This window comes from Pseudomonas sp. W22_MBD1_FP4, from assembly GCF_052113765.1.
GTDB lineage: Bacteria > Pseudomonadota > Gammaproteobacteria > Pseudomonadales > Pseudomonadaceae > Aquipseudomonas > Aquipseudomonas sivasensis.
The window spans coordinates 74,489-99,110 of the sequence record NZ_JBGQOI010000004.1 but is presented as its reverse complement, the minus strand read 5'-3'; the positions used below and the strand labels follow the sequence as shown (position 1 = coordinate 99,110).

General features: G+C 60.2%; 25 protein-coding genes. 18 read left to right on the top strand and 7 right to left on the bottom strand.

Features of this window, described 5'->3' with window-relative positions; all coding sequences use genetic code 11:
* Window positions 1-81 precede the first annotated feature (81 nt).
* A complete protein-coding gene (gene rpsT / locus ACEN2T_RS07260) occupies window positions 82-360 on the top strand; it encodes a 30S ribosomal protein S20 (protein ID WP_016976313.1) in 279 nt (92 codons plus the stop codon).
* Between the two features lie 207 nt (window positions 361-567).
* Here rpsT and ACEN2T_RS07255 read toward each other — a convergent pair whose 3' ends face one another.
* Window positions 568-1,053, bottom strand: a complete 486-nt coding sequence (locus ACEN2T_RS07255; protein ID WP_032886172.1) for an FKBP-type peptidyl-prolyl cis-trans isomerase — start codon at window positions 1,051-1,053, stop codon at window positions 568-570.
* On the opposite strand from ACEN2T_RS07255, the gene ACEN2T_RS07250 reads away from it, so the two are divergent.
* From ACEN2T_RS07250 to ACEN2T_RS07240, 3 genes are read left to right on the top strand one after another with little or no spacing between them, the layout of a single operon-like run.
* Window positions 1,022-1,357: a DUF3565 domain-containing protein gene (locus ACEN2T_RS07250; RefSeq protein WP_032886171.1), complete on the top strand. Its 336-nt coding sequence runs from the start codon at window positions 1,022-1,024 to the stop codon at window positions 1,355-1,357. The two genes, ACEN2T_RS07255 and ACEN2T_RS07250, sit on opposite strands and share 32 nt — an antisense overlap.
* 60 nt (window positions 1,358-1,417) lie before the next feature.
* Window positions 1,418-3,517: a phosphate acetyltransferase gene (gene pta, locus ACEN2T_RS07245; RefSeq protein WP_099601957.1), complete on the top strand. Its 2,100-nt coding sequence runs from the start codon at window positions 1,418-1,420 to the stop codon at window positions 3,515-3,517.
* A complete protein-coding gene (locus tag ACEN2T_RS07240; RefSeq protein ID WP_032886168.1) occupies window positions 3,518-4,417 on the top strand; it encodes an acyltransferase in 900 nt (299 codons plus the stop codon).
* 175 nt (window positions 4,418-4,592) lie between these two features.
* Here the strand turns inward: ACEN2T_RS07240 and cysN are convergent, their stop codons facing one another.
* From cysN to ACEN2T_RS07225, 3 genes are all read right to left on the bottom strand, one after another.
* The gene (gene cysN / locus ACEN2T_RS07235; protein ID WP_099601955.1) at window positions 4,593-6,491 is read right to left on the bottom strand and encodes a sulfate adenylyltransferase subunit CysN; all 1,899 of its coding nucleotides are present in this window, start codon (window positions 6,489-6,491) and stop codon (window positions 4,593-4,595) included.
* Between the two features lie 9 nt (window positions 6,492-6,500).
* Entirely contained in the window at window positions 6,501-7,418 is a 918-nt protein-coding gene (cysD, locus tag ACEN2T_RS07230; protein WP_032886164.1) for a sulfate adenylyltransferase subunit CysD, read from the bottom strand.
* A gap of 136 nt (window positions 7,419-7,554) precedes the next feature.
* Window positions 7,555-8,313: a Nif3-like dinuclear metal center hexameric protein gene (locus ACEN2T_RS07225; protein WP_032886163.1), complete on the bottom strand. Its 759-nt coding sequence runs from the start codon at window positions 8,311-8,313 to the stop codon at window positions 7,555-7,557.
* A gap of 102 nt (window positions 8,314-8,415) precedes the next feature.
* On the opposite strand from ACEN2T_RS07225, the gene algW reads away from it, so the two are divergent.
* Entirely contained in the window at window positions 8,416-9,570 is a 1,155-nt protein-coding gene (gene algW, locus ACEN2T_RS07220; RefSeq protein WP_032886161.1) for a Do family serine endopeptidase AlgW, read from the top strand.
* Window positions 9,571-9,682: 112 nt separating this feature from the next.
* Complete coding sequence (locus ACEN2T_RS07215; protein WP_442116510.1) at window positions 9,683-11,788, top strand: TonB-dependent siderophore receptor; 2,106 nt, start codon at window positions 9,683-9,685, stop codon at window positions 11,786-11,788.
* Here ACEN2T_RS07215 and hemH read toward each other — a convergent pair.
* On the bottom strand, window positions 11,783-12,808 hold the full coding sequence (hemH, locus tag ACEN2T_RS07210; protein ID WP_032886152.1) for a ferrochelatase: 1,026 nt from the start codon (window positions 12,806-12,808) through the stop codon (window positions 11,783-11,785). The two genes, ACEN2T_RS07215 and hemH, sit on opposite strands and share 6 nt — an antisense overlap.
* A 14-nt stretch (window positions 12,809-12,822) precedes the next feature.
* A complete protein-coding gene (locus ACEN2T_RS07205; RefSeq protein ID WP_442116509.1) occupies window positions 12,823-13,722 on the bottom strand; it encodes a TIGR01777 family oxidoreductase in 900 nt (299 codons plus the stop codon).
* A gap of 212 nt (window positions 13,723-13,934) precedes the next feature.
* Here ACEN2T_RS07205 and ACEN2T_RS07200 point away from each other — a divergent pair, with 212 nt between their 5' ends.
* From ACEN2T_RS07200 to ACEN2T_RS07145, 12 genes are all read left to right on the top strand, one after another.
* Window positions 13,935-14,921, top strand: a complete 987-nt coding sequence (locus ACEN2T_RS07200; protein WP_095183781.1) for an NAD(P)/FAD-dependent oxidoreductase — start codon at window positions 13,935-13,937, stop codon at window positions 14,919-14,921.
* Window positions 14,918-15,133: a TIGR02450 family Trp-rich protein gene (locus tag ACEN2T_RS07195; protein ID WP_032886144.1), complete on the top strand. Its 216-nt coding sequence runs from the start codon at window positions 14,918-14,920 to the stop codon at window positions 15,131-15,133. Before ACEN2T_RS07200 ends, ACEN2T_RS07195 begins: the two co-directional genes overlap by 4 nt.
* 114 nt (window positions 15,134-15,247) lie before the next feature.
* Window positions 15,248-16,207, top strand: a complete 960-nt coding sequence (locus tag ACEN2T_RS07190; protein WP_095183780.1) for a YbgA family protein — start codon at window positions 15,248-15,250, stop codon at window positions 16,205-16,207.
* A gap of 3 nt (window positions 16,208-16,210) precedes the next feature.
* Entirely contained in the window at window positions 16,211-17,140 is a 930-nt protein-coding gene (locus tag ACEN2T_RS07185; protein ID WP_122755564.1) for a MerR family transcriptional regulator, read from the top strand.
* Window positions 17,141-18,583: a deoxyribodipyrimidine photo-lyase gene (gene phrB, locus ACEN2T_RS07180; protein WP_032886139.1), complete on the top strand. Its 1,443-nt coding sequence runs from the start codon at window positions 17,141-17,143 to the stop codon at window positions 18,581-18,583.
* The gene (locus ACEN2T_RS07175) at window positions 18,576-18,998 is read left to right on the top strand and encodes a nuclear transport factor 2 family protein (RefSeq protein WP_032886136.1); all 423 of its coding nucleotides are present in this window, start codon (window positions 18,576-18,578) and stop codon (window positions 18,996-18,998) included. Before phrB ends, ACEN2T_RS07175 begins: the two co-directional genes overlap by 8 nt.
* The gene (locus ACEN2T_RS07170) at window positions 18,995-19,777 is read left to right on the top strand and encodes an SDR family NAD(P)-dependent oxidoreductase (protein ID WP_032886135.1); all 783 of its coding nucleotides are present in this window, start codon (window positions 18,995-18,997) and stop codon (window positions 19,775-19,777) included. The genes ACEN2T_RS07175 and ACEN2T_RS07170 overlap by 4 nt, the downstream gene beginning before the upstream one ends.
* A complete protein-coding gene (locus ACEN2T_RS07165; RefSeq protein WP_442116508.1) occupies window positions 19,774-21,021 on the top strand; it encodes an NAD(P)/FAD-dependent oxidoreductase in 1,248 nt (415 codons plus the stop codon). The genes ACEN2T_RS07170 and ACEN2T_RS07165 overlap by 4 nt, the downstream gene beginning before the upstream one ends.
* Window positions 21,018-21,827, top strand: coding sequence for a DUF1365 domain-containing protein (locus ACEN2T_RS07160; RefSeq protein WP_032886131.1), 810 nt, complete (start codon window positions 21,018-21,020; stop codon window positions 21,825-21,827). Before ACEN2T_RS07165 ends, ACEN2T_RS07160 begins: the two co-directional genes overlap by 4 nt.
* A complete protein-coding gene (locus ACEN2T_RS07155) occupies window positions 21,814-23,085 on the top strand; it encodes an SAM-dependent methyltransferase (protein ID WP_032886130.1) in 1,272 nt (423 codons plus the stop codon). The genes ACEN2T_RS07160 and ACEN2T_RS07155 overlap by 14 nt, the downstream gene beginning before the upstream one ends.
* Entirely contained in the window at window positions 23,078-23,557 is a 480-nt protein-coding gene (locus ACEN2T_RS07150; RefSeq protein WP_442116507.1) for a DUF2878 domain-containing protein, read from the top strand. The genes ACEN2T_RS07155 and ACEN2T_RS07150 overlap by 8 nt, the downstream gene beginning before the upstream one ends.
* 54 nt (window positions 23,558-23,611) lie before the next feature.
* Window positions 23,612-23,917, top strand: a complete 306-nt coding sequence (locus tag ACEN2T_RS07145; protein WP_032886126.1) for a YkgJ family cysteine cluster protein — start codon at window positions 23,612-23,614, stop codon at window positions 23,915-23,917.
* Between the two features lie 122 nt (window positions 23,918-24,039).
* On the opposite strand, the gene ACEN2T_RS07140 is transcribed toward ACEN2T_RS07145, so the two are convergent.
* Window positions 24,040-24,558, bottom strand: coding sequence for an acyloxyacyl hydrolase (locus ACEN2T_RS07140; RefSeq protein WP_032886125.1), 519 nt, complete (start codon window positions 24,556-24,558; stop codon window positions 24,040-24,042).
* Window positions 24,559-24,622: the final 64 nt, after the last annotated feature.

The following is a 24,622-nucleotide window of genomic DNA, read 5'->3' as shown; positions in this document are numbered from 1 at the left end:
TGACAACACATCAAGTCATCGGCATGATTCGCGGCCTATTTTGTTTGCTATTTCCTAAAAAGTCTTTCGAGGAGCTCGACGGTGGCCAACACACCTTCCGCCAAAAAACGTGCAAAACAGGCTGAGAAGCGTCGCAGCCACAACGCCAGCCTGCGTTCCATGGTTCGTACCTACATCAAGAATGTAGTTAAAGCCATCGACACCAAAGACGCTGAAAAAGCTCAAGCAGCTTACGTTCTGGCTGTGCCAGTTATCGACCGTATGGCCGATAAAGGCATCATCCACAAGAACAAGGCCGCTCGCCATAAGAGCCGCCTGAATGGCCACATCAAGGCTCTGAGCGTTGCTGCTGCAGCCTAAGTGGTAACAACTGCTACGTAACCTTGGTTGCGAAACAGTTAGGAAATGCCCCGTACCGAAAGGTCCGGGGCATTTTTGTTTGTGCCTGAAAACACATGCGAGAGCGAGCTTGCCCCTTGCCACAGAAGGAGCTGTGATGATTTCAGGCACAAAAAAACGCCCCGAACAAGTCGGGGCGTTTTTGCTATCAGCTGATTAACGCATCAATCAGTGCTGATGACCGCCTTCACCGTGAACGTGGCCGTGAGCAACTTCTTCCTGGGAAGCGTCGCGGATGGCAACGATCTTTACTTGGAAGTTCAGGCGCTGACCAGCCAGAGGGTGGTTGCCGTCGACGGTTACGTCGTCGCCGTCCAGATCACGGATGGTCACGATCTGCATTTGGCCGTCCGGCGCGGAAGCGTGGAACTGCATGCCCACTTCCAGCTCGTCAACGCCTTCGAACATGCTGCGGCTCAAAGTGCTGACCAGTTCAGCAGAGTATTCGCCGTAGGCATCTTCAGGTTCTACGGCTACGGTCAGTTCATCACCAACTGCCTTGCCTTCCAGGGCCTTTTCCAGGCCTGGGATGATATTACCTGCGCCTTGCAGGTAGACCAGCGGCGCGCCGCCGGCGGAGCTGTCGATGACCTCACCAGCGTCGTTGGTCAGGGTATAGTCGATGGAGACAGCCTTGTTAGCGGCGATCGTCATGGGGCGAGACCTTTTGCATAAGAATGAAGAACGGACAAGTCTAAACAAGGATTTGCCCGAAAGCGAACGGAACCCGGACGGACGGGACCAATCAACGGTCATGATCATCGGTTTTCATTCGGACGAAGAAGGGCATTGGGTGGCCGAGCTTTCATGCGGCCATACCCAGCACCTGCGCCACCAGCCGCCGTGGCAATCCCGCGCGTGGGTACTCGACCCCGCACAGCGCCTGGAAAAAATAGGCCAGCCCTTTGCCTGCGGCTGGTGTGCGCAAGCACCGAATAACGATAACCTTGACGCCTGATTCCCGGTAGGCACTCAGCCATAGAGCGCCACCGAAGCCATGCACCTCCAGAGAATTCGCATGCAGACTTTTTTTATCGCGCCCACCGATTTTGGTGTGGGTCTGACCTCCATCAGCCTAGGGCTGGTGCGCACCCTTGAACGGGCCGGGCTGAAAGTCGGCTTCTTCAAGCCGATTGCCCAACCGCATCCTGGCGACACCGGCCCAGAACGCTCCACCGAACTGGTGGCACGCACCCACGGCCTGAAGCCTCCACAACCCCTGGGCCTCGCCCATGTAGAGCGGATGCTCGGCGACGGCCAGTTGGATGAACTGCTAGAAGAAATTATCACGCTGTATCAGCAGGCCGCGGTGGGCAAGGATGTGCTGATCGTCGAAGGCATGGTGCCGACCCGCAATGCCAGCTACGCGGCGCGGGTCAACCTGCACTTGGCCAAGAGCCTGGATGCTGAAGTGATTCTTGTCTCCGCTCCGGAAAACGAAGTGCTTACCGAACTCTCAGGCCGCGTGGAATTGCAGGCCCAGTTGTTCGGCGGCCCGAAAGACCCGAAGGTACTCGGCGTAATCCTCAACAAAGTACGCACCGACGAAAGCATGGAAGCTTTCTCGGCGCGCCTGAAAGAACATTCGCCGCTGTTGCGCAGCGGTGACTTCCGCCTGCTGGGCTGCATCCCGTACCAGCCGGAACTCAACGCGCCGCGCACCCGCGACGTAGCCGACCTGATGGGCGCGCAGATCCTCAACGCCGGCGACTACGAAACTCGGCGCATGACCAAGATCATCATTTGCGCCCGCACCATGCGCAACACCGTAGAGCTGCTCAAGCCCGGCGTGCTGGTGGTGACCCCCGGCGACCGTGACGACATCATCCTCGCCGTCAGCCTGGCCGCGATCAACGGCGTACCCCTGGCCGGCCTGCTGCTGACCAGCGATACTCTGCCCGACCCGCGCATCATGGATCTGTGCCGCGGCGCCTTCCAGGCTGGGCTGCCGGTTTTGTCGGTGAGTACCGGTTCCTACGAGACCGCCAACCTGCTCAACAACCTCAACAAGGAAATCCCCATTGATGACCGCGAGCGCGCGGAGATCATCACCGATTTCGTCGCCAGCCACCTCGACGCGCGCTGGCTGCACCAGCGCTGCGGCACGCCGCGGGAGATGCGTCTATCGCCGGCGGTGTTCCGCTACCAGTTGATCCAACGCGCCCAGGCTGCCAACAAACGCATTGTGCTGCCCGAAGGCAGCGAGCCGCTGACCGTGCAAGCCGCCGCTATCTGCCAGGCAAGGGGCATCGCGCGCTGCGTGCTGCTGGCCAAGCCGGCAGACGTGGAAGCCGTCGCCCGCGCCCAAGGCATCGAATTGCCTGAAGGCCTTGAGATTCTCGACCCGGACCTGATCCGCCAACGCTACGTCGAACCGATGGTCGCGCTGCGCAAAAGTAAGAGCCTCAACGCGCCAATGGCCGAGCAACAATTGGAAGACACCGTGGTGATCGCCACGATGATGCTCGCGCTGGACGAAGTGGACGGCCTGGTCTCTGGCGTTATCCACTCCACCGCGAACACCATCCGCCCTGCCCTACAGCTGATCAAAACGGCGCCGGGCTGCACCCTGGTGTCGTCCGTGTTCTTCATGCTGTTCCCCGAGCAGGTGCTGGTCTACGGCGACTGCGTGATGAACCCGCACCCAAGCGCTGCGGAACTGGCGGAAATCGCCCTGCAAAGCGCCGATTCGGCGGCGGCATTCGGCATTACCCCACGTGTGGCGATGATCAGTTATTCCAGCGGTGATTCAGCCAGTGGAGAAGAAGTGGAAAAAGTCCGCGAGGCCACCCTGCTCGCCCACGAACAGCAAAGCTCGCTGCTGATCGACGGCCCGCTGCAATACGACGCCGCCGCCAACGAAAACGTAGCGCGGCAATTGGCGCCCAACAGCCAGGTCGCCGGCAAAGCCACGGTGTTCGTCTTCCCCGATCTGAACACGGGTAACACCACCCACAAAGCCGTGCAACGCAGCGCCGACTGCGTAAGCCTTGGCCCAATGCTGCAGGGCCTGCGCAAACCGGTCAACGACCTGCCCCGTGGCGCCCAGGTCGACGACATCGTGTACACCATCGCACTGACTGCGATCCAAGCCGCCAACCGACCAATGGATATCTAAATGCTGGATTTTCTACCTGCCGCCGTGCGCGGGGTCATCGCTTCGCTGTTGCTGGCACTGAACACGATACTGCTGTGTTCGTTCCTATTCATCGTCGCGCTGTTCAAGGCGCTACCGTTTGCCAAACGCTTCAGCGAATGGCTGATGAACCACACCCACGAAGCCTGGGTAACTAACAACAAGGGCTGGATGAACCTGGTACAGCGAACGCGTTGGCATCTCAAAGGCCTTGAAGGGCTGGACTATCAGCACTCGTACCTAGTGACCAGCAACCACCAGAGCTGGGTCGACATCATGGTGTTGCAATACGTGCTCAATCGACGGATTCGCCCGCTGAAGTTCTTCCTCAAGCAGGAATTGATCTGGGTGCCGGTGATTGGTCTGGCGTGGTGGGCGTTGGGCTTTCCGTTCATGAAGCGCTACACCAAGGCCTACTTGGAGAAACACCCGGAGAAGAAAGGCAAAGACCTGGAAACCACCCGCAAGACCTGTGCGAAGTTTCGCGCAAACCCGGTAGGGATTTTCAACTTTGCCGAAGGCACTCGGTTTACGCCGGGCAAACATGCCCAGCAGAAGTCGCCGTTTCGCTACTTGCTCAAACCCAAGGCGGGCGGAATCGCGTTTGTGTTGGATGCCATGGGGGAACAGCTGAAATCACTGGTCAACGTGACCATTCACTACCCTGGCGGACGCCCTGGGTATTGGGACTTGCTCTGCGGCAAGGTGCAGGACGTGGTGGTGCAGTTTGAAGAGGTGCAGATTCCAGCCGAGTTCGTCGGCAGGAATTATGAGCAGGATGCGGAGTATCGGCTGGCGTTCCAGGGGTGGATTAACCAGCTGTGGGAAACCAAGGATGCGTTGCTGGAGCAGCTTCACACCGAATTCCCAAGCAAGCGATGATCAACCTGCGGGAGGGGGCTTGCCCCCGATGAGGGAGTATCAGTTGATGCATCCGTAGCGGACCCACCGCTATCGGGAGCAAGCGCCCTCCCACATTTGACCTCGCCCGATCTTGAAGATGTGAAAAAGCCCGCCACCGATCACTCGGTGGCGGGCTTTTTTGTGGCCGCGAAGTTTAGATCGCGCCGCGCTGACGCAACAGCTCCAGCACTTGCTTGACGCTCTCTTCCAACGACAGAGCCTGGGTGTCGAGTACCAGATCGGCATTCAACGGCACGTCGTACGGGAAGGACTCGCCAGGGATGTTATCCCCACCGGCAGCGTACAAACCTTGCGGATCACGCTCGGCGCACACCAACGGCGACGCTTGCACGTAGACGGTCAGCAAGCGGTCGCTGCCAATCAGCGCCTTGGCCTGTTCACGGCCTTCGGCATCCGGGGCAACGAACGCCGCCAGGGTCAGCAGGCCGGCCTCGTTGAACTGACGCGCCACGTGAGCAGCACGACGCCAGTTCTCGGTACGCCCGGCACGATCCTGAGGCAAGCCTTTGTTCAGGTCGTGGCGTAGATTCTGACCATCCAGTACGAACACTGCACGGCCCATGTCGAACAGCTTGCGCTCAACCGCGTAGGCCAAGGTGCTTTTGCCAGCGCCCGAGAGGCCGCTGAACAGAACGGTGGCCGGTTGCTGGCCAAAGCGCTGGGCACGTTCTTCAGTGGCCACATGAGCCAACTTGCCGTGCTGCGCCGCGCTGCCGTGGGTAACAGGCGGTGCGATGATCATGCCCGCGGCGACGGTGCCGTTGGTCAAACGGTCGATGACAATAAACGCGCCCGTGGTGCGATTGCTGTCGTAACCGTCCAACGCGATGGCGGCGTCGAGGCTGACCTTGACCCGGCCAATCTCATTCAGTTGCAACGAACTCGCCGGGCCTTCGGCCAGGGTGTTCACGTCCACGCGGTGCACGATGCTGGTGATGGAACCCGGCACATAGCTGGTGGCGCGCTTGATGTCGTATTTCTTGCCCGGCAGCATCGGTTCTTCGGCCATCCACACCAGCATGGCGTCGAAGGCGTCAGTCACTTGCGGCACGTTGTCGGCATGCACCAACAGGTCGCCACGGGAGATGTCGATCTCGTCTTCCATGGTCAGGGTCACGGCCTGACCTGGGCCGGCGTGCTCCAGTTCACCGTCGAAGGTGACAATGGATTTGACGCGGCTGCTCTTGCCCGATGGCAGAACAACGATTTCGTCGCCCTTATGCACGATGCCGCTGGCAAGGGTGCCGGCGAAACCGCGGAAGTTAAGGTTTGGACGGTTAACGTACTGCACCGGGAAACGCAGGTCGGTGTAGTTGCGGTCGTTGGCGATCTCGACGGTTTCGAGGATTTCCATCAGCGACTGGCCGGTGTACCAAGGCGAACGCTCGCTCTTGTTCACCACGTTGTCACCCTTGAGCGCCGACATCGGCACGAATGCCAGGGTGCTCGGCTTGAACGCGATACCGTCGGCGAACTTCAGGTAATCAGCCTTGATCGACTCGAATACGCTTTGGTCAAAGCCATTGATGTCCATCTTGTTGATGGCAACGACGATGTGCTTGATGCCCAGCAACGACGCGATGAAGCTGTGGCGACGGGTCTGGGTCTGCACACCGTAGCGGGCATCGATCAGGATGATCGCCAGGTCACAGGTGGAGGCACCGGTAGCCATGTTGCGGGTGTACTGCTCATGGCCAGGAGTGTCGGCGATGATGAATTTGCGCTTTGCGGTGGAGAAGTAGCGGTAGGCAACATCGATGGTGATGCCCTGCTCACGCTCGGCCTGCAGGCCGTCGACCAGCAACGCCAGGTCGATGTCATCACCGGTGGTGCCGGACTTCTTCGAATCGCGGGTAATGGCTTCCAGGTGATCTTCGTAGATCATCTTGGAGTCGTGCAGCAGGCGCCCGATCAGGGTGCTTTTGCCGTCGTCGACGTTGCCGCAGGTCAGGAAGCGCAACATCTCTTTGCGCTCGTGCTGGCCCAGGTAGGCGAGGATGTCCTCGCTGATCAAATCAGATTGATGCGACATGACAGCCCCTTAGAAATAGCCTTGACGTTTTTTATCTTCCATCGAGCCTGCACCATCGTGGTCGATGACACGGCCCTGGCGCTCGGAAGTTCGCGTCAGGAGCATTTCCTGAATGATGTCCGTCAGCGTCTCGGCTTCGGACTCCACCGCGCCCGTCAACGGGTAGCAGCCAAGGGTACGGAAACGTACTTTCTTTTTGACGATACGGGCTTTGTCTTCGTCGGACAGGTGCTCGAGGATGCGGTCGTCGTCGATCATGATCAACGTGCCGTTCTTCTCGATGACATCGCGTTCGGCGGCAAAGTACAGCGGCACGATCGGGATGCCTTCAAGGTAGATGTACTGCCAGATGTCCAGCTCGGTCCAGTTGGACAGCGGGAACACACGGATCGACTCACCCTTGTTGACGTTGCCGTTGTAGACATTCCACAGCTCGGGGCGCTGGTTCTTCGGGTCCCAGCGGTGCTTGCTGTCGCGGAACGAGTACACGCGCTCTTTGGCACGGGATTTCTCTTCATCGCGACGGGCACCGCCGAAGGCAGCGTCGAAACCATGCTTGTCCAATGCCTGCTTAAGGCCTTCGGTCTTCATGATGTCGGTGTGTTTGGCGCTGCCGTGGGTGAATGGGTTGATGCCCTGCGCAACACCATCGGGGTTGACGTGGGTGATCAGGTCCAGGCCCAGTTCTTCGACCATCTTGTCGCGGAACGCGTACATCTCCTGGAATTTCCAGCGGGTATCGACGTGCATCACCGGGAACGGCAGTTTGCCCGGGAAGAAGGCCTTGCGTGCCAGATGCAACATCACGGCGGAGTCTTTACCGATCGAGTAGAGCATCACCGGGTTGTCGAACTCGGCGGCGACCTCGCGGATGATGTGGATGCTTTCCGCCTCCAGCTGTTTCAGATGCGTCAGTTTGTCGACCATGGCTACTCACGGAAAAACGATCTTATGGACGGCCAGCGGGCCGTGTTCGAGCGAGGCATGCTAGCACAGCACCTTCTTCTATTCAGGGAGCCAGCTAGATCGAAACGATATAAGAATATGCCCCCAGGTTTGGCGCTCAAATCGGGTTGGGACAATCGATAAACAGATGTTCCAGGGCGAAACGTCGCGCTAAATAATCTCCCAAAGCCTGCACACCGTAGCGCTCGGTTGCGTGGTGCCCGGCGGCGATGAAGCTGATGTCGTTTTCCCGCGCACTGTGGAAGGTTTGCTCGGAAGCTTCACCGCTGAGGAACAGATCGACGCCGGCGGCAATCCCATGGTCGATGTAGCCTTGGCCACCGCCGGTGCACCAGCCGACGCGGCGGATCATCTCGCTGCCTTCGATCAGCAGCGGTTCGCGGCCCATGACGTCCTGTACGCGGCGGGCGAAGTCACGGGGCGACAAAGGTTCGGCGAGGGAGCCGACGAGGCCGACGATCTTGGGGTTGCTTGGGTCCAGCGGGCCCTCGACGGTGATGTCCAACTGCTTGGCAAGCTGCACGTTGTTGCCGACGTCGGGGTGCAGGTCCAACGGCAGGTGGTAGGCCAGCAGACTGATGTCGTGCTTGAGCAGGGTTTTCAGTCGCCGTTGCTTCATGCCGGTGATGCAGGGGTTTTCGCCTTTCCAGAAATAACCGTGGTGCACCAGGATCAAATCGGCCTGGGCTTCGACGGCTGCGTCCAGCAGGGCTTGGCTGGCGGTCACGCCGCTGACGATGCGCATCACCTGCGGGCGACCTTCGACTTGCAGCCCGTTGGGGCAGTAGTCGGGGATTTTTGCACTGCCGAGGTAGCGGTCTGCTTCCTCAACGAGGGTGGTAAGGGGGACGGCCATAAAAGACTCCTAAATATCCCGTTCCGAGGCGCTCGCAGCCTCGTATAATGCGCGACATTATGGGCGCTCTCCCGCCCCCTGCAACCTGTCAGGACTTACTTGATGCTCAAGGCACTGCGTTTTTTTGGATGGCCATTGTTGGCTGGCGTGCTGATCGCGATGCTGATTATTCAGCGTTTCCCCCAATGGGTGGGCTTACCGAGCCTTGATGTGAACCTGCAACAGGCACCGCAAACCAGCGCGGTGGTACAAGGCCCGGTGACATACGCGGACGCAGTGGTCATTGCCGCGCCGGCAGTGGTCAACCTGTACACCACCAAGGTCATCAACAAACCAGCGCATCCGCTGTTTGAAGACCCACAGTTCCGCCGCTATTTCGGCGACAACGGGCCCAAGCAACGGCGCATGGAATCCAGCCTGGGTTCCGGGGTGATCATGAGCCCCGAGGGCTACATCCTCACCAACAACCACGTGACCACCGGCGCCGACCAGATTGTGGTGGCCCTGCGTGATGGTCGCGAGACCCTGGCTCGTGTGGTGGGCAGCGACCCGGAAACGGATCTGGCGGTATTGAAGATCGATTTGAAAAGCCTGCCGTCCATCACTCTCGGCCGCTCCGATGGACTGCGGGTGGGTGATGTGGCACTGGCCATCGGCAACCCGTTCGGGGTGGGACAGACGGTGACCATGGGCATCATCAGCGCCACCGGACGCAACCAGCTGGGGCTTAACAGCTACGAAGATTTCATCCAGACCGACGCGGCGATCAACCCTGGCAACTCCGGCGGCGCGCTGGTGGATGCCAATGGCAACTTGACCGGTATCAACACGGCGATTTTCTCCAAGTCGGGCGGTTCCCAGGGCATCGGTTTTGCGATCCCGGTGAAGCTGGCGATGGAAGTGATGAAGTCGATCATCGAGCACGGCCAAGTGATTCGCGGCTGGCTGGGGATCGAAGTGCAGCCGCTGACCAAGGAACTGGCCGAGTCGTTTGGCCTGACCGGGCGCCCAGGCATTGTGGTCGCCGGGATCTTCCGCGACGGTCCGGCACAAAAAGCCGGGCTGCAATTGGGTGACGTGATCCTGAGCATCAACGGCGAACCGGCGGGTGATGGTCGCAAATCGATGAACCAGGTGGCACGGATCAAGCCGACCGATAAGGTGACGATCCTGGTGATGCGCAACGGCAAAGAGATCAAGTTGTCGGCGGAAATCGGACTGCGCCCGCCGCCGGCTCCGGTTAAAGAAGAGGAATAAGCCGCTTCGCTCAGGTGCCCGTTCGCGGGCACCTACAAGCCAACATTTCATAGCGATTCATTCTCATTGGTCATGTTATATTGTTTCAATATCGCTATTGGAACGCTCTATCATGCCGTCTCGAAGAACTGCCCCCTTGGCTGGCCTGGCCTTGGGCTTGCTGCTTGATCCCGCTTTTGCCGAAGAAACCACCGTCGAACTCGATACCATCAGCGTCACCACCGACGCCTATGAATCCGCAACCGGCCCAGTGAAGGGCTACCGCGCCACGCGTTCAGCCAGTGCGACTAAAACCGACACGGCCCTGCGCGATATCCCACAATCCATCAGCGTTATTCCGGCCACGGTGCTCAAGGACCTGGGCAGCACCAACGTGGAACGCGCCCTGGAATTCGCGGGCGGCGTATCCAAGCAAAATAACTTTGGCGGCCTGACACTCTACGAATACAGCGTGCGCGGCTTCACGACCTCAGAGTTCTATCAAGACGGTTTCAGCGCCAACCGTGGTTACCCGAGCACACCGGACGCGGCCACTATCGAACGCATCGAAGTGCTCAAAGGCCCCGCGGCCAGTTTGTACGGGCGTGGCGACCCAGGGGGCACCGTGAATATCGTGACCAAAAAACCTCAGCCAGAAGCCTTCACTACCCTGCAAACCAGTGCCGGTAGTTGGGACCGTTATCGCACCGCTCTCGACGTCAACACGCCGCTGGACAACGAAGGCCACGTGCTGTCGCGGGTCAACCTGGCAGTGGAAGACAACCACAGCTTCCGCGATCACGTGCAGAGCAAGCGCGTGTTCGTCGCGCCCTCGTTCAGTTGGCAATTGGACCCAGACACCAGCCTGCTCGTCGAAAGTGAATTCGTGCGCCACAGCTCAACCTTCGACCGTGGCATCGTCGACGCCCCCGGCCTGTCACGCGAAACCTTCCTCGGCGAACCCAACGACGGTGACATCGACAACCACAACAATCGCATCCAGGCGACCCTCGAACATCACCTAAACGACGCCTGGAAACTGCGCCTGGCCAGCCACTACAAACAAGGTAGCCTGTGGGGCGACGCCTCGGAAAACCGCGCTCTCAATGCAGATGGCCATACCCTAAACCGCCGCTACCGCGAACGCTCCATGGGCTGGCACGACAGCATCACCCAGTTGGAACTGCGCGGCCTGTTCGACGTCGGCAGCTGGCAGCATGAACTGTTGATCGGCACTGAATACGAGGACTACCGCAAGAAGGAACGCGTGACGGCCATCGCCGGCAGCCCCGGTAGCTCGTACGCCATCGACATCTACAACCCGGTCTACGGCCAAACCAAACCCAATGGCATACGCTCCGGCACCGACTTTTTCGAGCACACCAAAAGCCACGCGCTTAACCTGCAAGACCAGATCGTCTTTACCGATCGCCTGCGCGGCATGGTTGGCGCACGCTTCGAGCATTTCCAGCAAAACGTCGACGACTTCACTCGAAACGTCCCACCGAGCCGGCAAACTCACGACGCTCTTACCCAGCGCGCCGGCCTGCTTTATCAACTCACCCCCGAAGTCGGCGTGTTCGCCAACGCCTCCACTTCGTTCAAACCCAACAGCGGCCTGGACGCGACAGGTAACACCTTCAAGCCCGAAGATGGGGTGGGTTATGAAGTTGGGATCAAGAGCGAGCTGTTCGACGACCGCCTCAGCGCTACCCTCGCGGCGTTCCATATCGAAAAGGAAAACGTACTGGCCCTGGACCCGGCCACCAACACCAACCGTGCAATGGGCAAGGCGCGCAGCCAGGGCTTTGATCTGCAACTGACCGGGCAACTGACCGACACAGTGCGAGTGATCGGCGCCTTCGCCTACATTGACGCCGAGGTGACCAAGGGCGACAAGGCCATTCCGGCGGGCAGCCGCATTCTCGGCGTGGCCAGGCGCAGCGGCAGTCTGTTGGGGGTGTATGAATTCCAGGACGGCGCCTTGCGCGGCTCAGACGTGGGCGCGGCGTTCACCTATGTGGGAGACCGCTCGGGTGAAGCCGGCAGCAGTTTTGAACTGCCGGCCTACCACACCGTGGATTTGCTGGCGCACTACAAGGCCACTGAGAACGTGACTGTGGGCCTGAATCTGAACAATCTGTTTGACGAGAAGTACTACGAGCGGTCCTACAGCAACTACTGGATCAGCCCCGGCGAACCGCGCAATCTCACCGTCAGCTTGAGCCTAAGCCTATAGGGACAACGGCGCTCTTTCGCACAAAGTATTGAGCGCCGCCGCCCACTGCGGATCATCATTCAAGCACGGCACCAACACCAACTCCTCGCCCCCCGCCTCACGGAATTGCTCCAACCCGCGATCGCCAATTTCTTCCAGGGTCTCGATGCAATCGGCCACAAACGCCGGGCACATCACCAGCAGCTTTTTCACGCCTTGTTGGGCCAGCGCCTCCAGGCGAGCTTCAGTGTAGGGCTCGATCCACTTCGCACGGCCCAGACGCGATTGAAACGCCACCGACCATTTGCCATCCGGCAAACCCAGGCGGGCGGCTACATCGCGGGCAACACTGAAACATTGTGCGCGATAGCATTTGGCAAGCACTTCAGGCGAGGCTTTCTTGCAGCAGTCGGCATCCTTGAAACAATGCTGGCCAGTCGGGTCGAGCTTAGTCAGATGGCGCTCGGGCAAACCGTGGAAGCTCAGCAGCAAGTGATCGTAATCCTGCTCGACATAACGCCGTGCGCTCGCCGCCAGGGCATCAAGGTATTCCGGCTGGTCGTAGAACGGCTGCAGAATCGAGAGTCGCACATTCAGTTTCTTGCTTCGCACCACGCGCCGGGCTTCTTCGATCACCGTGGTCACGGTGCTGTCGGCGAACTGCGGGTACAACGGCGCCAGGGTGATCTTCTGAATACCCTGGGTGGCGAGGCGCGTCAGTGTCGTTTCCAGGGACGGCTCGCCATAACGCATGGCCAGTTCCACCGGGCCTTGTGTCCACTGCGCCGTCATCTGCTGTTGCAGGCGACGACTGAGCACAACCAGCGGCGAACCTTCATCCCACCAGATCGACGCATAGGCATGGGCCGACTGCTCGGGGCGCTTGATCAGGATCAGCGACACCAGCAATCGACGTACCGGCCACGGCAAGTCGATCACATAAGGGTCCATCAAAAACTGGTTAAGGTAGCTGCGCACATCCGCCACCGAAGTGGACGCCGGTGAACCCAGGTTGACCAGTAACAACGCGTGATCCGTCATGCAACATCCTATTTCTAGAGGCGGCTGGACAAGTCATCCAAAGCCGTATGCAACTCAGTGAACTGGAAAGTGAAACCGGCGGCCATCAAGCGTTCGGGAATCGCCTTCTGCCCGCCCAGCAACAGCCCCGACAACTCACCCAAGCCTACCTTCAGTGCAAAGGCCGGCATCGGCATGAACGCCGGGCGGTGCAGTACCTGGCCCAGGGTCTTGGCGAACTCGCGGTTACGCACTGGGTGTGGGGCGCAGGCATTATAAGGACCGCTGGCGTCATCCTTGTGCAGAAGAAAATCAATCAGGGCGATTTGATCCTTGATATGCACCCATGGCATCCACTGCCGACCATTACCGATAGGCCCGCCCAGCGCCAGTTTGAACGGCAGCAGCAGCCGCGACAAAAAGCCGCCCTCGGCCGCCAACACCAAACCGGTGCGCACCAGAACCACGCGCATGCCCAAGGCTTCGGCACGCTGGGCGGTTTCCTCCCAGGCGATACAGAGCTGGCTGGGAAAATCGTCCTGTACCGGACCACTGGCCTCGGTCAGTTCGCGCTCACCACCGTCGCCGTACCAGCCCACCGCCGAGCCGGAAATCAACACCGCCGGCTTTTGCGCAAGACCTTCCAGCCACGCCAACAGGGTTTCGGTAAGACCGATGCGACTGCTCCACAACAGCGCCTTGCGTTTGTGGGTCCAGGGACGATCGGCGATGGCGCCGCCGGCGAGGTTGACCACAGCGTCCACGACGCCGATCACCTCTTCCAGGCGCGCAACGCCCAGCACCTCGGCGCCACACAAGGCGGCAACCTCTTCGGGATGACGGCTCCACACGGTCAGGCGATGGCCTTGACCGAGCCAGTGTTGGCAGAGTTGGCGGCCGATCAAGCCGGTACCGCCGGTCAGCAAAATGTGCATGGGATCTTCCTCATGTAACGTTCGCCGCCGATCACTGGTCTATTTTATAAGCAGGGATCAATTTGTAATCGTGCGTGACTGTTGTTTAAGCCTCAGCTTTAACCATAGGCCACGCCACACGTTCAGGTACGCCAAAACTTATACCAAAAAACAATATTGTACAGCTATTGGTGTCGGCGTAGTCTGTACCCAACGGTAGAACGAGGCCCTCCATGACTGTCCCCATCGCGATCATCGGTACCGGCATCGCCGGTCTCTCCGCCGCCCGAGCGTTACGAGACGCCGGGCACGCTGTGCAACTCTTCGATAAAAGCCGCGGCAGTGGTGGCCGCATGTCCAGCAAGCGCAGTGATGCCGGTGCGCTGGACATGGGCGCCCAATACTTCACCGCCCGCGACCGACGCTTCGTCAATGAAGTGCAACGCTGGCAAAGCAACGGCTGGGCCGAGCAGTGGAAACCGCAGTTGTACAACTTCAAATCCGGCCAGCTCACCCCTTCCCCCGACGAGCAGATCCGCTGGGTAGGCTCACCGCGCATGAGCGCCATCACCCGTGCCCTGCTCGATGACTTGCCGGTGGAGTTCGGTTGCCGCATTACCGAGGTGTTCCAAGGGACTCAACACTGGAACCTGCTCGACGCTGACGGTGGCAATCATGGACCATTCAGCCACGTGATCATCGCCACGCCAGCGCCACAAGCCACCGCCCTGCTCGCTGCTGCGCCGAAGCTGGCCAGCGCCGCCGCAGGGGTAAAAATGGACCCCACCTGGGCGATCGCCCTGGCCTTCGACACACCCCTTGATACGCCAATGGAAGGCTGCTTCGTGCAGGACAGCCCCCTCGACTGGCTGGCGCGTAACCGCAGCAAACCTGGACGCGACACCACCCTCGACACCTGGGTACTGCACGCCACCAGCGCCTGGAGCAAAGCCCACTTGGACCTGTCCAAGGAAGCCGTGATCGAACACCTGCACGGCGCCTTCGCCGAGTTACTGCACAGCGCCATGCCTGCGCCGTCGTTCAGCCTGGCGCACCGCTGGCTCTATGCGCGGCCGTCCAGCAGCCATGAATTCGGTGTGCTGGCCGATGCCGACCTGGGTCTGTACGTGTGTGGCGACTGGTGCCTGTCCGGTCGAGTGGAAGGCGCCTGGCTCAGTGGCCAGGAAGCCGCGCGACGCCTGATCGAGCACCTGCAATGAACCGCATCAACCCCGCTAAGCTGCTGCTGTCAAAGTGGACAGCAGCCCATCCCCGTAATAAGGAAAAACACTTTTTGGTCACCGAGCTGTTTCGGGATGAAGAAGGCACGGTGCTGGAAATCGAGCTGCAAGCCATCATGACCAAACGCGGCGAACGCCTTCCGTGGCAGACCTTGCAGAATGCCGAGGCATGGAAAATGGGCTGGAAATAGTCTCCCCCGCAAAAAAACCTGTACAAATAATTTGACTTGTACAGCTTCAGACCTATGATGAGATTAGTTGTACAGAAATCAACGCTTGTACAAGAATCTTGCAGAGGTTTGGCCATGTCCAGCAGCGCAAAACCGAAGATCGCTATAAGCGCCTGCCTACTAGGCGAGAACGTGCGCTTCAATGGCGGCCATAAACAATCCCTGCTCTGCAGCCAAACCCTCGCCGACTACTTCGACTTTGTGCCCCTGTGCCCCGAAGTTGCGATCGGCCTGGGCATCCCCCGCGAACCGATCCGCCTGGTTGGCGACCCTGCCCATCCGCAGGCCGTGGGCACTGTGCGCCGCGAACTCAACGTGACCCAGCCCCTTAACGAATACGGCCAGCAAATGGCTGAAGAACATACCGATCTGTGCGGCTACATCTTCATGCAGAAGTCGCCGTCCTGTGGACTGGAGCGAGTCAAGGTGTACCGCGAAAACGGCACACCGGTCGACGGTGGCGGACGCGGCATCTATGCCCAGGCATTTTGCGCGCGCCACCCCAACCTACCGGTCGAAGAAGACGGCCGACTGAACGACCCGGTGCTGCGGGAAAACTTCCTGACCCGCGTTTTCGTCTACGCCAGTTGGCAAAAGCTACTGGCCGAAGGGCTGACCCGTCACCGCCTGCTGGCCTTTCACTCGCGCTACAAATACCTGCTGATGGCCCACAGTCCCGCCCATTACAAAAGCCTGGGTCACCTGCTGGGCAGCATGGGCAAAGGCACCGACCTTAATGAACTCGCCGAGTCTTACTTCAGCGATTTGATGACCGGCCTGACCAAATGCGCCACTCGCGGCACCCACACCAATGTGCTGCAACACATCAGCGGCTACCTCAAGCAAGTGATCAGCGCCGATGACAAGCAGGAAATGCAAACCGTCATCGGCCAATACCGCCACGGCATCGTGCCGCTGGTGGTGCCGCTGACGCTGCTCAAGCATCACTTTCGCCAACACCCGGACCGCTACATCGCGCAGCAGGCGTACCTGCAACCGCACCCGGAAAATCTCAGCCTGCGTAATGCGATCTAGACCATGAAAGCTGCCCTGCAAGACGAACCCGGCGAAGACATCGCTCAAGCCCTGGAAGACGGCTGGTTGCCGATCCGCGAAGTGGCGCGCCAGACCGGCGTCAACGCTGTGACCCTGCGCGCCTGGGAGCGTCGCTATGGCCTGATCGTGCCCCAGCGCACACCCAAGGGTCATCGGCTGTTCAGCGCCGACCATGTACAACGCATCCACGCCATCCTCACCTGGCTCAATCGCGGCGTGCCGGTCAGCCAGGTGAAGCACCTGATCGACTCTGCCCAGGCCAACACCGACACGGCGCAGAATGAATGGCACACCCTGCGCCAGACCTTGATACAGGCCATCAGCGAACTGACCGAACGCCGGGTCGACGATGCCTTCAACCAGGCCATGGCGCTGTACCCGCCACGCACCCTGTGTGAGCAACTGCTACTGCCGCTGATCAAGGAGCTGGAGCAGCGTTGGCAGGGCCAGTTCGGCGCGCAGATGGAGCGGGTATTTTTCCTGTCCTGGCTGCGCAGCAAGTTCGGTGCGCGCATCTACCACAACAATCGCCAGTTGCACGGTGCGCCGCTGCTGCTGATTAACCAGTCCGACCTGCCCCTGGAGCCGCATTTGTGGCTCAGCGCCTGGCTGGCCAGCAGCGCCGACTGCCCCGTGGAAGTGTTTGACTGGCCGCTGCCCGCCGGCGAGCTGGCCCTTGCAGTCGAGCACCTGCAACCGCGCGCGGTCTTGCTGTATTCGAGCAAAGCCCTGCACCTGCCGGGCCTGACCAAGCTGCTCACGGGCGTCAGTCGCCCGACGCTGCTCGTCGGACCAACGGTCTGCATCCATCAGGCGGAGTTAGCCGTATTAACCCATGACACTCCTGAATTATTCGTGGCCGAAGATGTGTTGTCGGCCCACCAGCTACTGATACAGCGTGGACTTATTTAAATGCACTTGATCTGGCTGCGCACCGACCTGCGCCTACACGACAACACCGCCTTGGCCGCTGCGACCCAGCGAGGCCCGGTTGCCGCCGTGTACCTGATCACGCCTGAGCAATGGCTGGCCCACGATGATGCTCCGTGCAAGGTCGACTTCTGGCTGCGCAACCTGCAGCACTTGAGCAAAGACTTAGGCGAGCTGAACATTCCCCTGCTGATCCGCACAGCTGCCACCTGGGACCAGGCGCCCAGCGTGCTCAGCGAACTGTGCCGGGACCTGTCGGCGCAATCGCTGCACGTCAACGAGGAGTACGGCATTCATGAAAGCCGTCGTGACGCCGCCGTGGCCCAGGCGCTGGAAGCCGAGGGCGTGACCTTCCACAGTTACCTTGATCAATTGTTCTTCCAACCGGGCAGTGTGCTGACCAAGACCGGCACCTACTTCCAGGTCTTCAGTCAGTTCCGCAAGGTCTGCTACACACGTCTGCACAGCGCGCTTCCACAGGTAGTGCCCACGCCAAAGGCCCAGGCCAAACTCGACCTTAAAAGCGATCCGGTGCCGACCACCGTCGCAGGCTTCGAGCCGCCCAGCGACACCCTGCGTGCCCTCTGGCCCGCCGGTGAGGACGAAGCCCGGCGGCGCCTCGATGCATTCGCCGACCAGCAGATCAGCTACTACAAAGACGAACGCGACTTCCCCGCCAAGCCCGGTACCAGCCAGCTGTCGGCCTACCTCGCTGCCGGCGTGGTTTCGCCGCGCCAGTGCCTGCATGCAGCCTTGCAGAGCAACCAAGGCGAATTCGAAAGTGGCGACATCGGCGCCATCACCTGGATCAACGAACTGCTCTGGCGTGAGTTCTATAAGCACATTCTGGTGGGCTACCCACGGGTGTCCCGTCACCGTGCGTTCCGCCCCGAGACCGAGGACGTGGCCTGGCGTGATGCACCCAAGGATCTGGCAGCCTGGCAAGAAGCTCGCACTGGCCTGCCGATCATCGACGCCGCCATGCGTCAATTGCTGGAAACCGGCTGGATGCACAACCGCCTGCGCATGGTAGTGGCAATGTTCCTGACCAAAAACCTGCTGATCGACTGGCGTGAAGGCGAGCGTTTCTTCATGCGTCACCTGATCGACGGCGACTTGGCCGCCAATAACGGTGGCTGGCAGTGGAGCTCGTCCACCGGTACCGACTCGGCGCCCTACTTCCGGATTTTCAGCCCGCTGAGCCAGTCAGAAAAATTCGACAGCGAAGGCGTATTCATCAAGCACTGGCTGCCGGAATTGGCCGCACTGAATAAAAAGGAAGTGCATAACCCCGAAGCCGCCGGTGGTCTGTTTGGCGTGGCAGATTATCCGCGCTCGATTGTCGACTTGAAGAAGTCCCGCGAGCGCGCCCTGGCCGCTTTCCGCAGCCTGCCTTCACGTCAATCGGTCGTCGAACATGAGTGACTTCCTGCAACGCTTCGCCCAAACCTTCGCCACGCTGGACAAGCACAACCTGCACCTGCTCGACAGCCTGTACAGCAAGGACATTGCCTTTACCGACCCGCTGCACGAGGTCCATGGGCTGACCGCGTTGCACAGTTATTTCGCCGAGTTGTACAGCAACGTCAGCCAACTGCGCTTCGACTTCCACGGTTTCGACCAAGTGGCCGAAGGCGAAGGCTACCTGCGCTGGAAAATGAGTTTTTGCCACCCACGCCTGGCCAACGGCCAAGTCATCCGGGTGGAAGGATGCTCGCACCTGATGTGGCGGGACAAGGTTTACCGCCACCGCGATTACTTCGATGCCGGCGCCATGCTCTACGAGCACCTGCCCGTGCTGGGCAGAGTCGTCAGTTGGCTCAAAAGGAGAGTGGGATGAACGCAGTGTCGCCACGTCGTTATTGGCTGACCGGTGCCAGCAGTGGGATAGGCGCCGCCTTGGCCGTGGAGCTGCTTAACAGCGGCGCCCATGTCGCCTTGAGTTCTCGCACCCAGGCACCGCTGGATGCGCTGGCTCTACGCTACCCCGGCCAAGTGTTGGTGGTGGCCGGTGACCTGACCAACAGCCAGACCGTGCGCGAAATTGGCGAGCACATCGGTGACGTCTGGGGCTCGCTCGACACCGTGATCCTTAACGCCGGCACCTGTGAATATGTCGACGCCAAGCAGTTTGATTCATCGATCATCGAGCATGTGGTGCGCACCAACCTGCTGGCCAGCAGTTATTGCATCGAAGCGGCCCTGCCGTTGTTGCGTGTTGGGCGTGCACCGCATCTGGTGGGCGTTGCCAGCGCCGTGACCTACCTGCCGATGCCCCGCGCAGAAGCCTATGGCGCGTCCAAGGCCGGCCTGCGTTATCTGTTCGAGTCCCTGCGCATCAGCCTGTCGCCGGAAAATATCGATGTCACCGTGATCAGCCCGGGCTTCGTCGATACACCACTGACCGAGCGCAATGACTTCCCGATGCCCCTGAGCTGGCCGGCCGACAAGGCTGCTCGGCATATATTCTCCAAGCTGGACAAACGCCCGCTGGAAATCGCCTTCCCGGCCTTGTTTATCGCCACCCTGTGGCCGCTGTCGAAACTGCCTAATCGCGCGCAATTGATCATCGGCAAACGCATGCTGCGCAGCCCGCCACCGAAAAAGGACGACCTGTGAAGATCGCCATTATCGGCAGCGGCATTGCTGGCCTGACCAGCGCCTACCTGCTTAGCCGCAGTCACGAAGTCACCGTGTTCGAAGCGGGCGACCGGATCGGCGGGCATACCCATACGGTTAACGTCAGCGTCGACGGCAAAAGCTACGCAGTGGATACCGGCTTCATCGTGTTCAATGACTGGACCTACCCCAACTTCATCCGCTTGCTGGGGCAGATCGGTGTCTCGTTCAAACCCACCGAAATGAGCTTTTCGGTGTGTGACGAAAAAACCCGGTTCGAATACAACGGCAATAACCTCAATAGCCTGTTCGCCCAACGCCGCAATATCCTGTCGCCGGGCTTCTGGGGCATGTTGCGCGACATCCTGCGGTTCAACCGCCAGGCACCGCTGGACCTGCAGGAGCAACGCATCAGTGCCGAGATGACCTTGGGCGATTACCTCACGGCCGGCGGCTACGGCGAGCGCTTTGTGCGGCACTACATCGTGCCGATGGGTGCGGCGATCTGGTCGATGTCCCTGGCGGACATGCTGGGTTTTCCGCTGCAATTCTTTGTGCGCTTCTTCAAGAACCACGGCTTGCTGTCGGTGAACAACCGGCCGCAGTGGTGTGTGATCGAAGGTGGATCCAGCAGCTATATCGAACCGCTGACCCGCGGCTTTCGCGAGCAGATCCGCCTCAACAGCCCTGTGCATAACGTCGAGCGCACCGAGCAAGGCGTAGTTATCCACAGTCCTGCCGGCAGCGAGGCATTTGATCGGGTGGTGTTCGCCTGTCATAGCGACCAGGCGCTGGCATTGCTCGCCGACCCAAGCCAGGCCGAACAAGAGATTCTCGGTGCCCTGCCCTACGCCGATAACGACGTGGTTTTGCACACCGACACGCGCCTGCTGCCCGACCGCCAACTGGCCTGGGCCAGTTGGAATTACCGGCTGAGCGGTAACAACCAGACTCAGGCCGCCGTCACCTATGACATGAACATCCTGCAAGGCATCGACAGCGCTACCACCTTTTGCGTCAGCCTCAACCAGACGCCGATGATCAACCCGCTGAAGATCCTCGCGCGCTTCACCTACGCGCATCCGCAATACAGCCTGGCGGCGGTGGCCGCGCAAAACCGCTGGGAAGAACTGGCCGGCGTGCGCAACACGTTTTATTGCGGCGCCTACTGGGCCAATGGTTTCCACGAAGACGGCGTGGTCAGCGCGCTACGCGTGGCCCAGGCCTTTGGGGAAACCCTGTGAACAGCGCCCTGTACAGCGGCTGGATTGCCCATCGACGGTTTGCGCCCAAGGCCCATGCCTTTCGCTACCGCATCGGCCTGCTGTACCTGGATTTGAGCGAACAAGACGAAATCCTAGGACTGTCACCGTTGGCCGGACCAAGTCGCCTGGCGCCCTTCGGCTTTCGTCAGCAGGACTATCTGCGTGAATTCACGCGTCACGGCATGAGCTTGAGCGATGCCGTGCGCCAGGAAGTCGGCAAGGCTCTGGGGCATACGCCTCAGGGCGTTATCTGCCTACTGACCCAGGCCCGCAGTTGGGGCCTGGCTTTTAATCCCGTGAGTTTCTTCTACTGTTTCGAGGCCGATGGGCAACTGGCCGCGATCTTGTGTGAAGTGACCAACACCCCGTGGCGCGAGCGCTACCACTACGTACTGCCGGCCCAAGCCCTGGGCGCTGATGAGCACCAGCATTTCGCGGTGGCCAAGGCCTTCCATGTGTCGCCGTTCCTGCCTCGCGACCTGGAATACCGCATGAGCTTCAGCCCGCCCGCAGACAGGCTCGGCGTGCACATGGCCGACTGGCAGGGCGAGCTGAAAGTCTTCGACGCCACCTTGAGCCTGCAAAAGGAAGCGCTGACCCGCGCCAGCCTGCATCGCTACTTGTGGCGATTTCCGTGGATGACCGCCAAGACTTGCCTGGCCATTTACTGGCAGGCGATACGCCTGTTTCTTAAACGCACACCGATTTTTTCCCACCGGGCCGCCGATGGCGCCTCTCGTACAGCAGTCGGGTATACCAAGGATCGCCGCCATGAAATCCCCTAGCTTATCGGTCAAGACCAGCCGCCTGAACGTCAACGGCGTGACCAGTGCGCTGCTGCGCAAGGGCGTACTGCGCCAACTCAGCCAATTGCGCCATGGCCAATTGGTGGTGATCGAGGACGGCGAACGGCAGGTGTTCGGCGCACGGGAAGCGCACTTGCTGGGGGAAATCCAAATCCTCGACCCTGCGGTGTGGGGCCTGGTGGCGGCCAACGGTTCCATCGGCGCCGGCGAGGCGTTTATTCACGGCTATTGGAGCAGTCCGGACCTGACCGCGGTGGTACGTGTGATGGTCAGCAACCTGGACGTGCTCGACGCCATGGAAGGTGGCCTGGCGCGGCTGGCACGCCCGTTCACCCAAGGTCTGCACTGGCTCAACCGCAATACGCGCAAGGGCTCGCAGAAAAACATCGCCGCGCACTACGACCTTGGCAACGACCTGTTCGAAGAATTCCTCGACCCGACCATGATGTATTCGGCGGCGCAATTTCTGAGCGACGACGACACCCTGGAACAGGCGCAACTGAACAAGCTTGAACGCATCTGCCAGAAACTCGCGCTCAAACCCACCGACCACCTGCTGGAAATCGGCACCGGCTGGGGCAGCATGGCGCTATACGCGGCGCAACACTATGGCTGCAAGGTCACCACCACGACCTTGTCCAAGGAGCAATTCGCCTACACCGAAAAACGCATCGAAACCCTCGGTTTGCAAGGCCAGGTCACGCTGCTGCTGAGCGACTATCGCGACCTCACCGGCCAATACGACAAGCTGGTGTCCATCGAGATGATCGAAGCCGTGGGCCATCGCTTTCTGCCCACCTATTTCAAGCAGTGCGCGCATTTGCTCAAGAGCGATGGGCTGATGCTGCTGCAGGCCATCACGATCCGCGAGCAACGGTTTGAGCAGGCCAAGAACAGCGTGGACTTTATCCAGCGCTACATTTTCCCCGGCGGCGCCCTGCCCAGTGTGCAGAACATGCTGCAGATCGTCAGCCGCGACACCGATATGAACCTGCTGCACATGGAAGACTTTGGCCTGCACTACGCGCGAACCTTGCGCCTGTGGCATGAGAACTTTCGCCGCGCCCACGGCCGTCTGACGGAGCTGGGCTACGACGAATACTTTTTGCGGTTGTGGGAGTTTTACCTCTGCTACTGCGAAGGTGGCTTTATGGAGCGCACCATCGGCACCGCGCAATTGCTGCTGGCCAAACCGGCAGCCATCAACCCGCCGTTGCTCGGGCGCTTCAATGCTTAAAACCCTGGCCAATGCCGCGCTGTTCCAGTGCGGCTGGTTTGCCTGTGTGCTGGGCGGCGACAGCCTATGGCTGCTGGTTGGCCTGGCGGTGCTGGCCGTTCACCTGCTGTGGATAAGTGCGTGGGTCGAGGACGGTGTACTGATCATCAGCGTGATGCTGGTGGGCACCGCAGTGGACACGCTGTTGCGCGCCGTAGGGGTTTTCCAGTTCAGCGAGCCGGGGCCATTGATTCCGTTCTGGTTGATGCTGCTATGGGCATTGCTGGCGACCACCCTGCGCCATTGCCTGGCCTGGAGTGCGCGGCCCTGGTGGCGTGCCGCACTGCTGGGCGCGATGGGCGGGCCGTTGTCCTACTACGCGGGGAGCCAATTGACCGATGTTCAATTTGGCTATGGCTTGGGCCCTACAATGGCCGGCCTTGCCGTGCTTTGGGCGGTGCTTTTTGTCGGGCTGCACCGGCTGGCACGCTGACGTCCGTCAGAGCATTCATACGTAAATGACCGGCTTGCCTTACACTGCTCTTCTATGACCAACATCCCCCACACCCAAATCACTGAGCCCACCGTCACCTGCTCGACGTGCGCGGCCTGCTGCTGCCAGCTGGAAGTCATGTTGATCACCGATACCGGCGTGCCGGAGCGCTATATCGACACCGACGACTGGGGCGGCGAAGTGATGCTGCGCCTGGACGACGGCTGGTGCGCGGCGCTGGATCGGGACACGATGATGTGCACGATTTATGAGCGTCGGCCGCTGATTTGTCGGGAATTCGAGATGGGCGCACCGGAGTGCCTGACCGAACGCGAAGGAATCGCCACGGCGTACCGCTGATCTCAGGCCAGTGACGACCTCAATGTGGAAGGGGGCTTGACCCCGATGGTGGTGGATCAGTTGGAAAATTCCGCGACTGACACTCCGCCATCGGGGCAAGCCCCCTCCCACAAGGTTTTGAATTACAGCGGCATGGTGTAGTGCAGTGAGTAGCTTTCTACACCGTCGTTATTGCTGCTGATCCCGGCATTAGAGTAGTGCGTGGCGCGAATGCCCACTTCATGCCCACCGGTGAAGCGCAGGCCGAAACCCAAGCGGTCTTCGAACTGGAAAGCCTGGCCGATGTTGTTGTCCTCCAGCTTGGTACGGGAGAACACCGCCACGCCAATCCCGGCTTCGATGTAGGGCTTGACCGACTGACCGGCAAATTCATACACAAAGACAGGCGAGAACGACAGGCTGCTGGCGCCTGCACGGTCATCACCTTCCCAATAGGTATAGGCGCCGCTCCAATAGCCGGTCAGGCGACCGACATCACTTTGCATCCAACTCTTGTCCCAATCCGACGTCAGCCCCAATCGATAGGTGAGCGTCGAATCACTGGTGGCCCCCAGGCCAAACTCAAGCCCGGCGGCCTGCGCCGAAAAAGAGTGTCCCACCACAGCGGCCGCAATCGCAGCCAAACAGAACAAGCGCTTCATAAGAAACATCCTTTCCGAACGAAGTTATATGGTTTTGTACAAGCAATCTGGCTATAGAAGCCTA

Bases quoted from the DNA above. Each gene is read 5' to 3' on its own strand.
- ACEN2T_RS07250 (WP_032886171.1), top strand. From the start codon at position 1,022: ATGGAGACAGCCTTGTTAGCGGCGATCGTCATGGGGCGAGACCTTTTG.
- ACEN2T_RS07255 (WP_032886172.1), bottom strand. From the start codon at position 1,053: ATGACGATCGCCGCTAACAAGGCTGTCTCCATCGACTATACCCTGACC.
- pta (WP_099601957.1), top strand. From the start codon at position 1,418: ATGCAGACTTTTTTTATCGCGCCCACCGATTTTGGTGTGGGTCTGACC.
- ACEN2T_RS07240 (WP_032886168.1), top strand. From the start codon at position 3,518: ATGCTGGATTTTCTACCTGCCGCCGTGCGCGGGGTCATCGCTTCGCTG.
- cysN (WP_099601955.1), bottom strand. From the start codon at position 6,491: ATGTCGCATCAATCTGATTTGATCAGCGAGGACATCCTCGCCTACCTG.
- cysD (WP_032886164.1), bottom strand. From the start codon at position 7,418: ATGGTCGACAAACTGACGCATCTGAAACAGCTGGAGGCGGAAAGCATC.
- ACEN2T_RS07225 (WP_032886163.1), bottom strand. From the start codon at position 8,313: ATGGCCGTCCCCCTTACCACCCTCGTTGAGGAAGCAGACCGCTACCTC.
- algW (WP_032886161.1), top strand. From the start codon at position 8,416: ATGCTCAAGGCACTGCGTTTTTTTGGATGGCCATTGTTGGCTGGCGTG.
- ACEN2T_RS07215 (WP_442116510.1), top strand. From the start codon at position 9,683: ATGCCGTCTCGAAGAACTGCCCCCTTGGCTGGCCTGGCCTTGGGCTTG.
- hemH (WP_032886152.1), bottom strand. From the start codon at position 12,808: ATGACGGATCACGCGTTGTTACTGGTCAACCTGGGTTCACCGGCGTCC.
- ACEN2T_RS07205 (WP_442116509.1), bottom strand. From the start codon at position 13,722: ATGCACATTTTGCTGACCGGCGGTACCGGCTTGATCGGCCGCCAACTC.
- ACEN2T_RS07200 (WP_095183781.1), top strand. From the start codon at position 13,935: ATGACTGTCCCCATCGCGATCATCGGTACCGGCATCGCCGGTCTCTCC.
- ACEN2T_RS07195 (WP_032886144.1), top strand. From the start codon at position 14,918: ATGAACCGCATCAACCCCGCTAAGCTGCTGCTGTCAAAGTGGACAGCA.
- ACEN2T_RS07190 (WP_095183780.1), top strand. From the start codon at position 15,248: ATGTCCAGCAGCGCAAAACCGAAGATCGCTATAAGCGCCTGCCTACTA.
- ACEN2T_RS07185 (WP_122755564.1), top strand. From the start codon at position 16,211: ATGAAAGCTGCCCTGCAAGACGAACCCGGCGAAGACATCGCTCAAGCC.
- phrB (WP_032886139.1), top strand. From the start codon at position 17,141: ATGCACTTGATCTGGCTGCGCACCGACCTGCGCCTACACGACAACACC.
- ACEN2T_RS07175 (WP_032886136.1), top strand. From the start codon at position 18,576: ATGAGTGACTTCCTGCAACGCTTCGCCCAAACCTTCGCCACGCTGGAC.
- ACEN2T_RS07170 (WP_032886135.1), top strand. From the start codon at position 18,995: ATGAACGCAGTGTCGCCACGTCGTTATTGGCTGACCGGTGCCAGCAGT.
- ACEN2T_RS07155 (WP_032886130.1), top strand. From the start codon at position 21,814: ATGAAATCCCCTAGCTTATCGGTCAAGACCAGCCGCCTGAACGTCAAC.
- ACEN2T_RS07150 (WP_442116507.1), top strand. From the start codon at position 23,078: ATGCTTAAAACCCTGGCCAATGCCGCGCTGTTCCAGTGCGGCTGGTTT.
- ACEN2T_RS07145 (WP_032886126.1), top strand. From the start codon at position 23,612: ATGACCAACATCCCCCACACCCAAATCACTGAGCCCACCGTCACCTGC.
- ACEN2T_RS07140 (WP_032886125.1), bottom strand. From the start codon at position 24,558: ATGAAGCGCTTGTTCTGTTTGGCTGCGATTGCGGCCGCTGTGGTGGGA.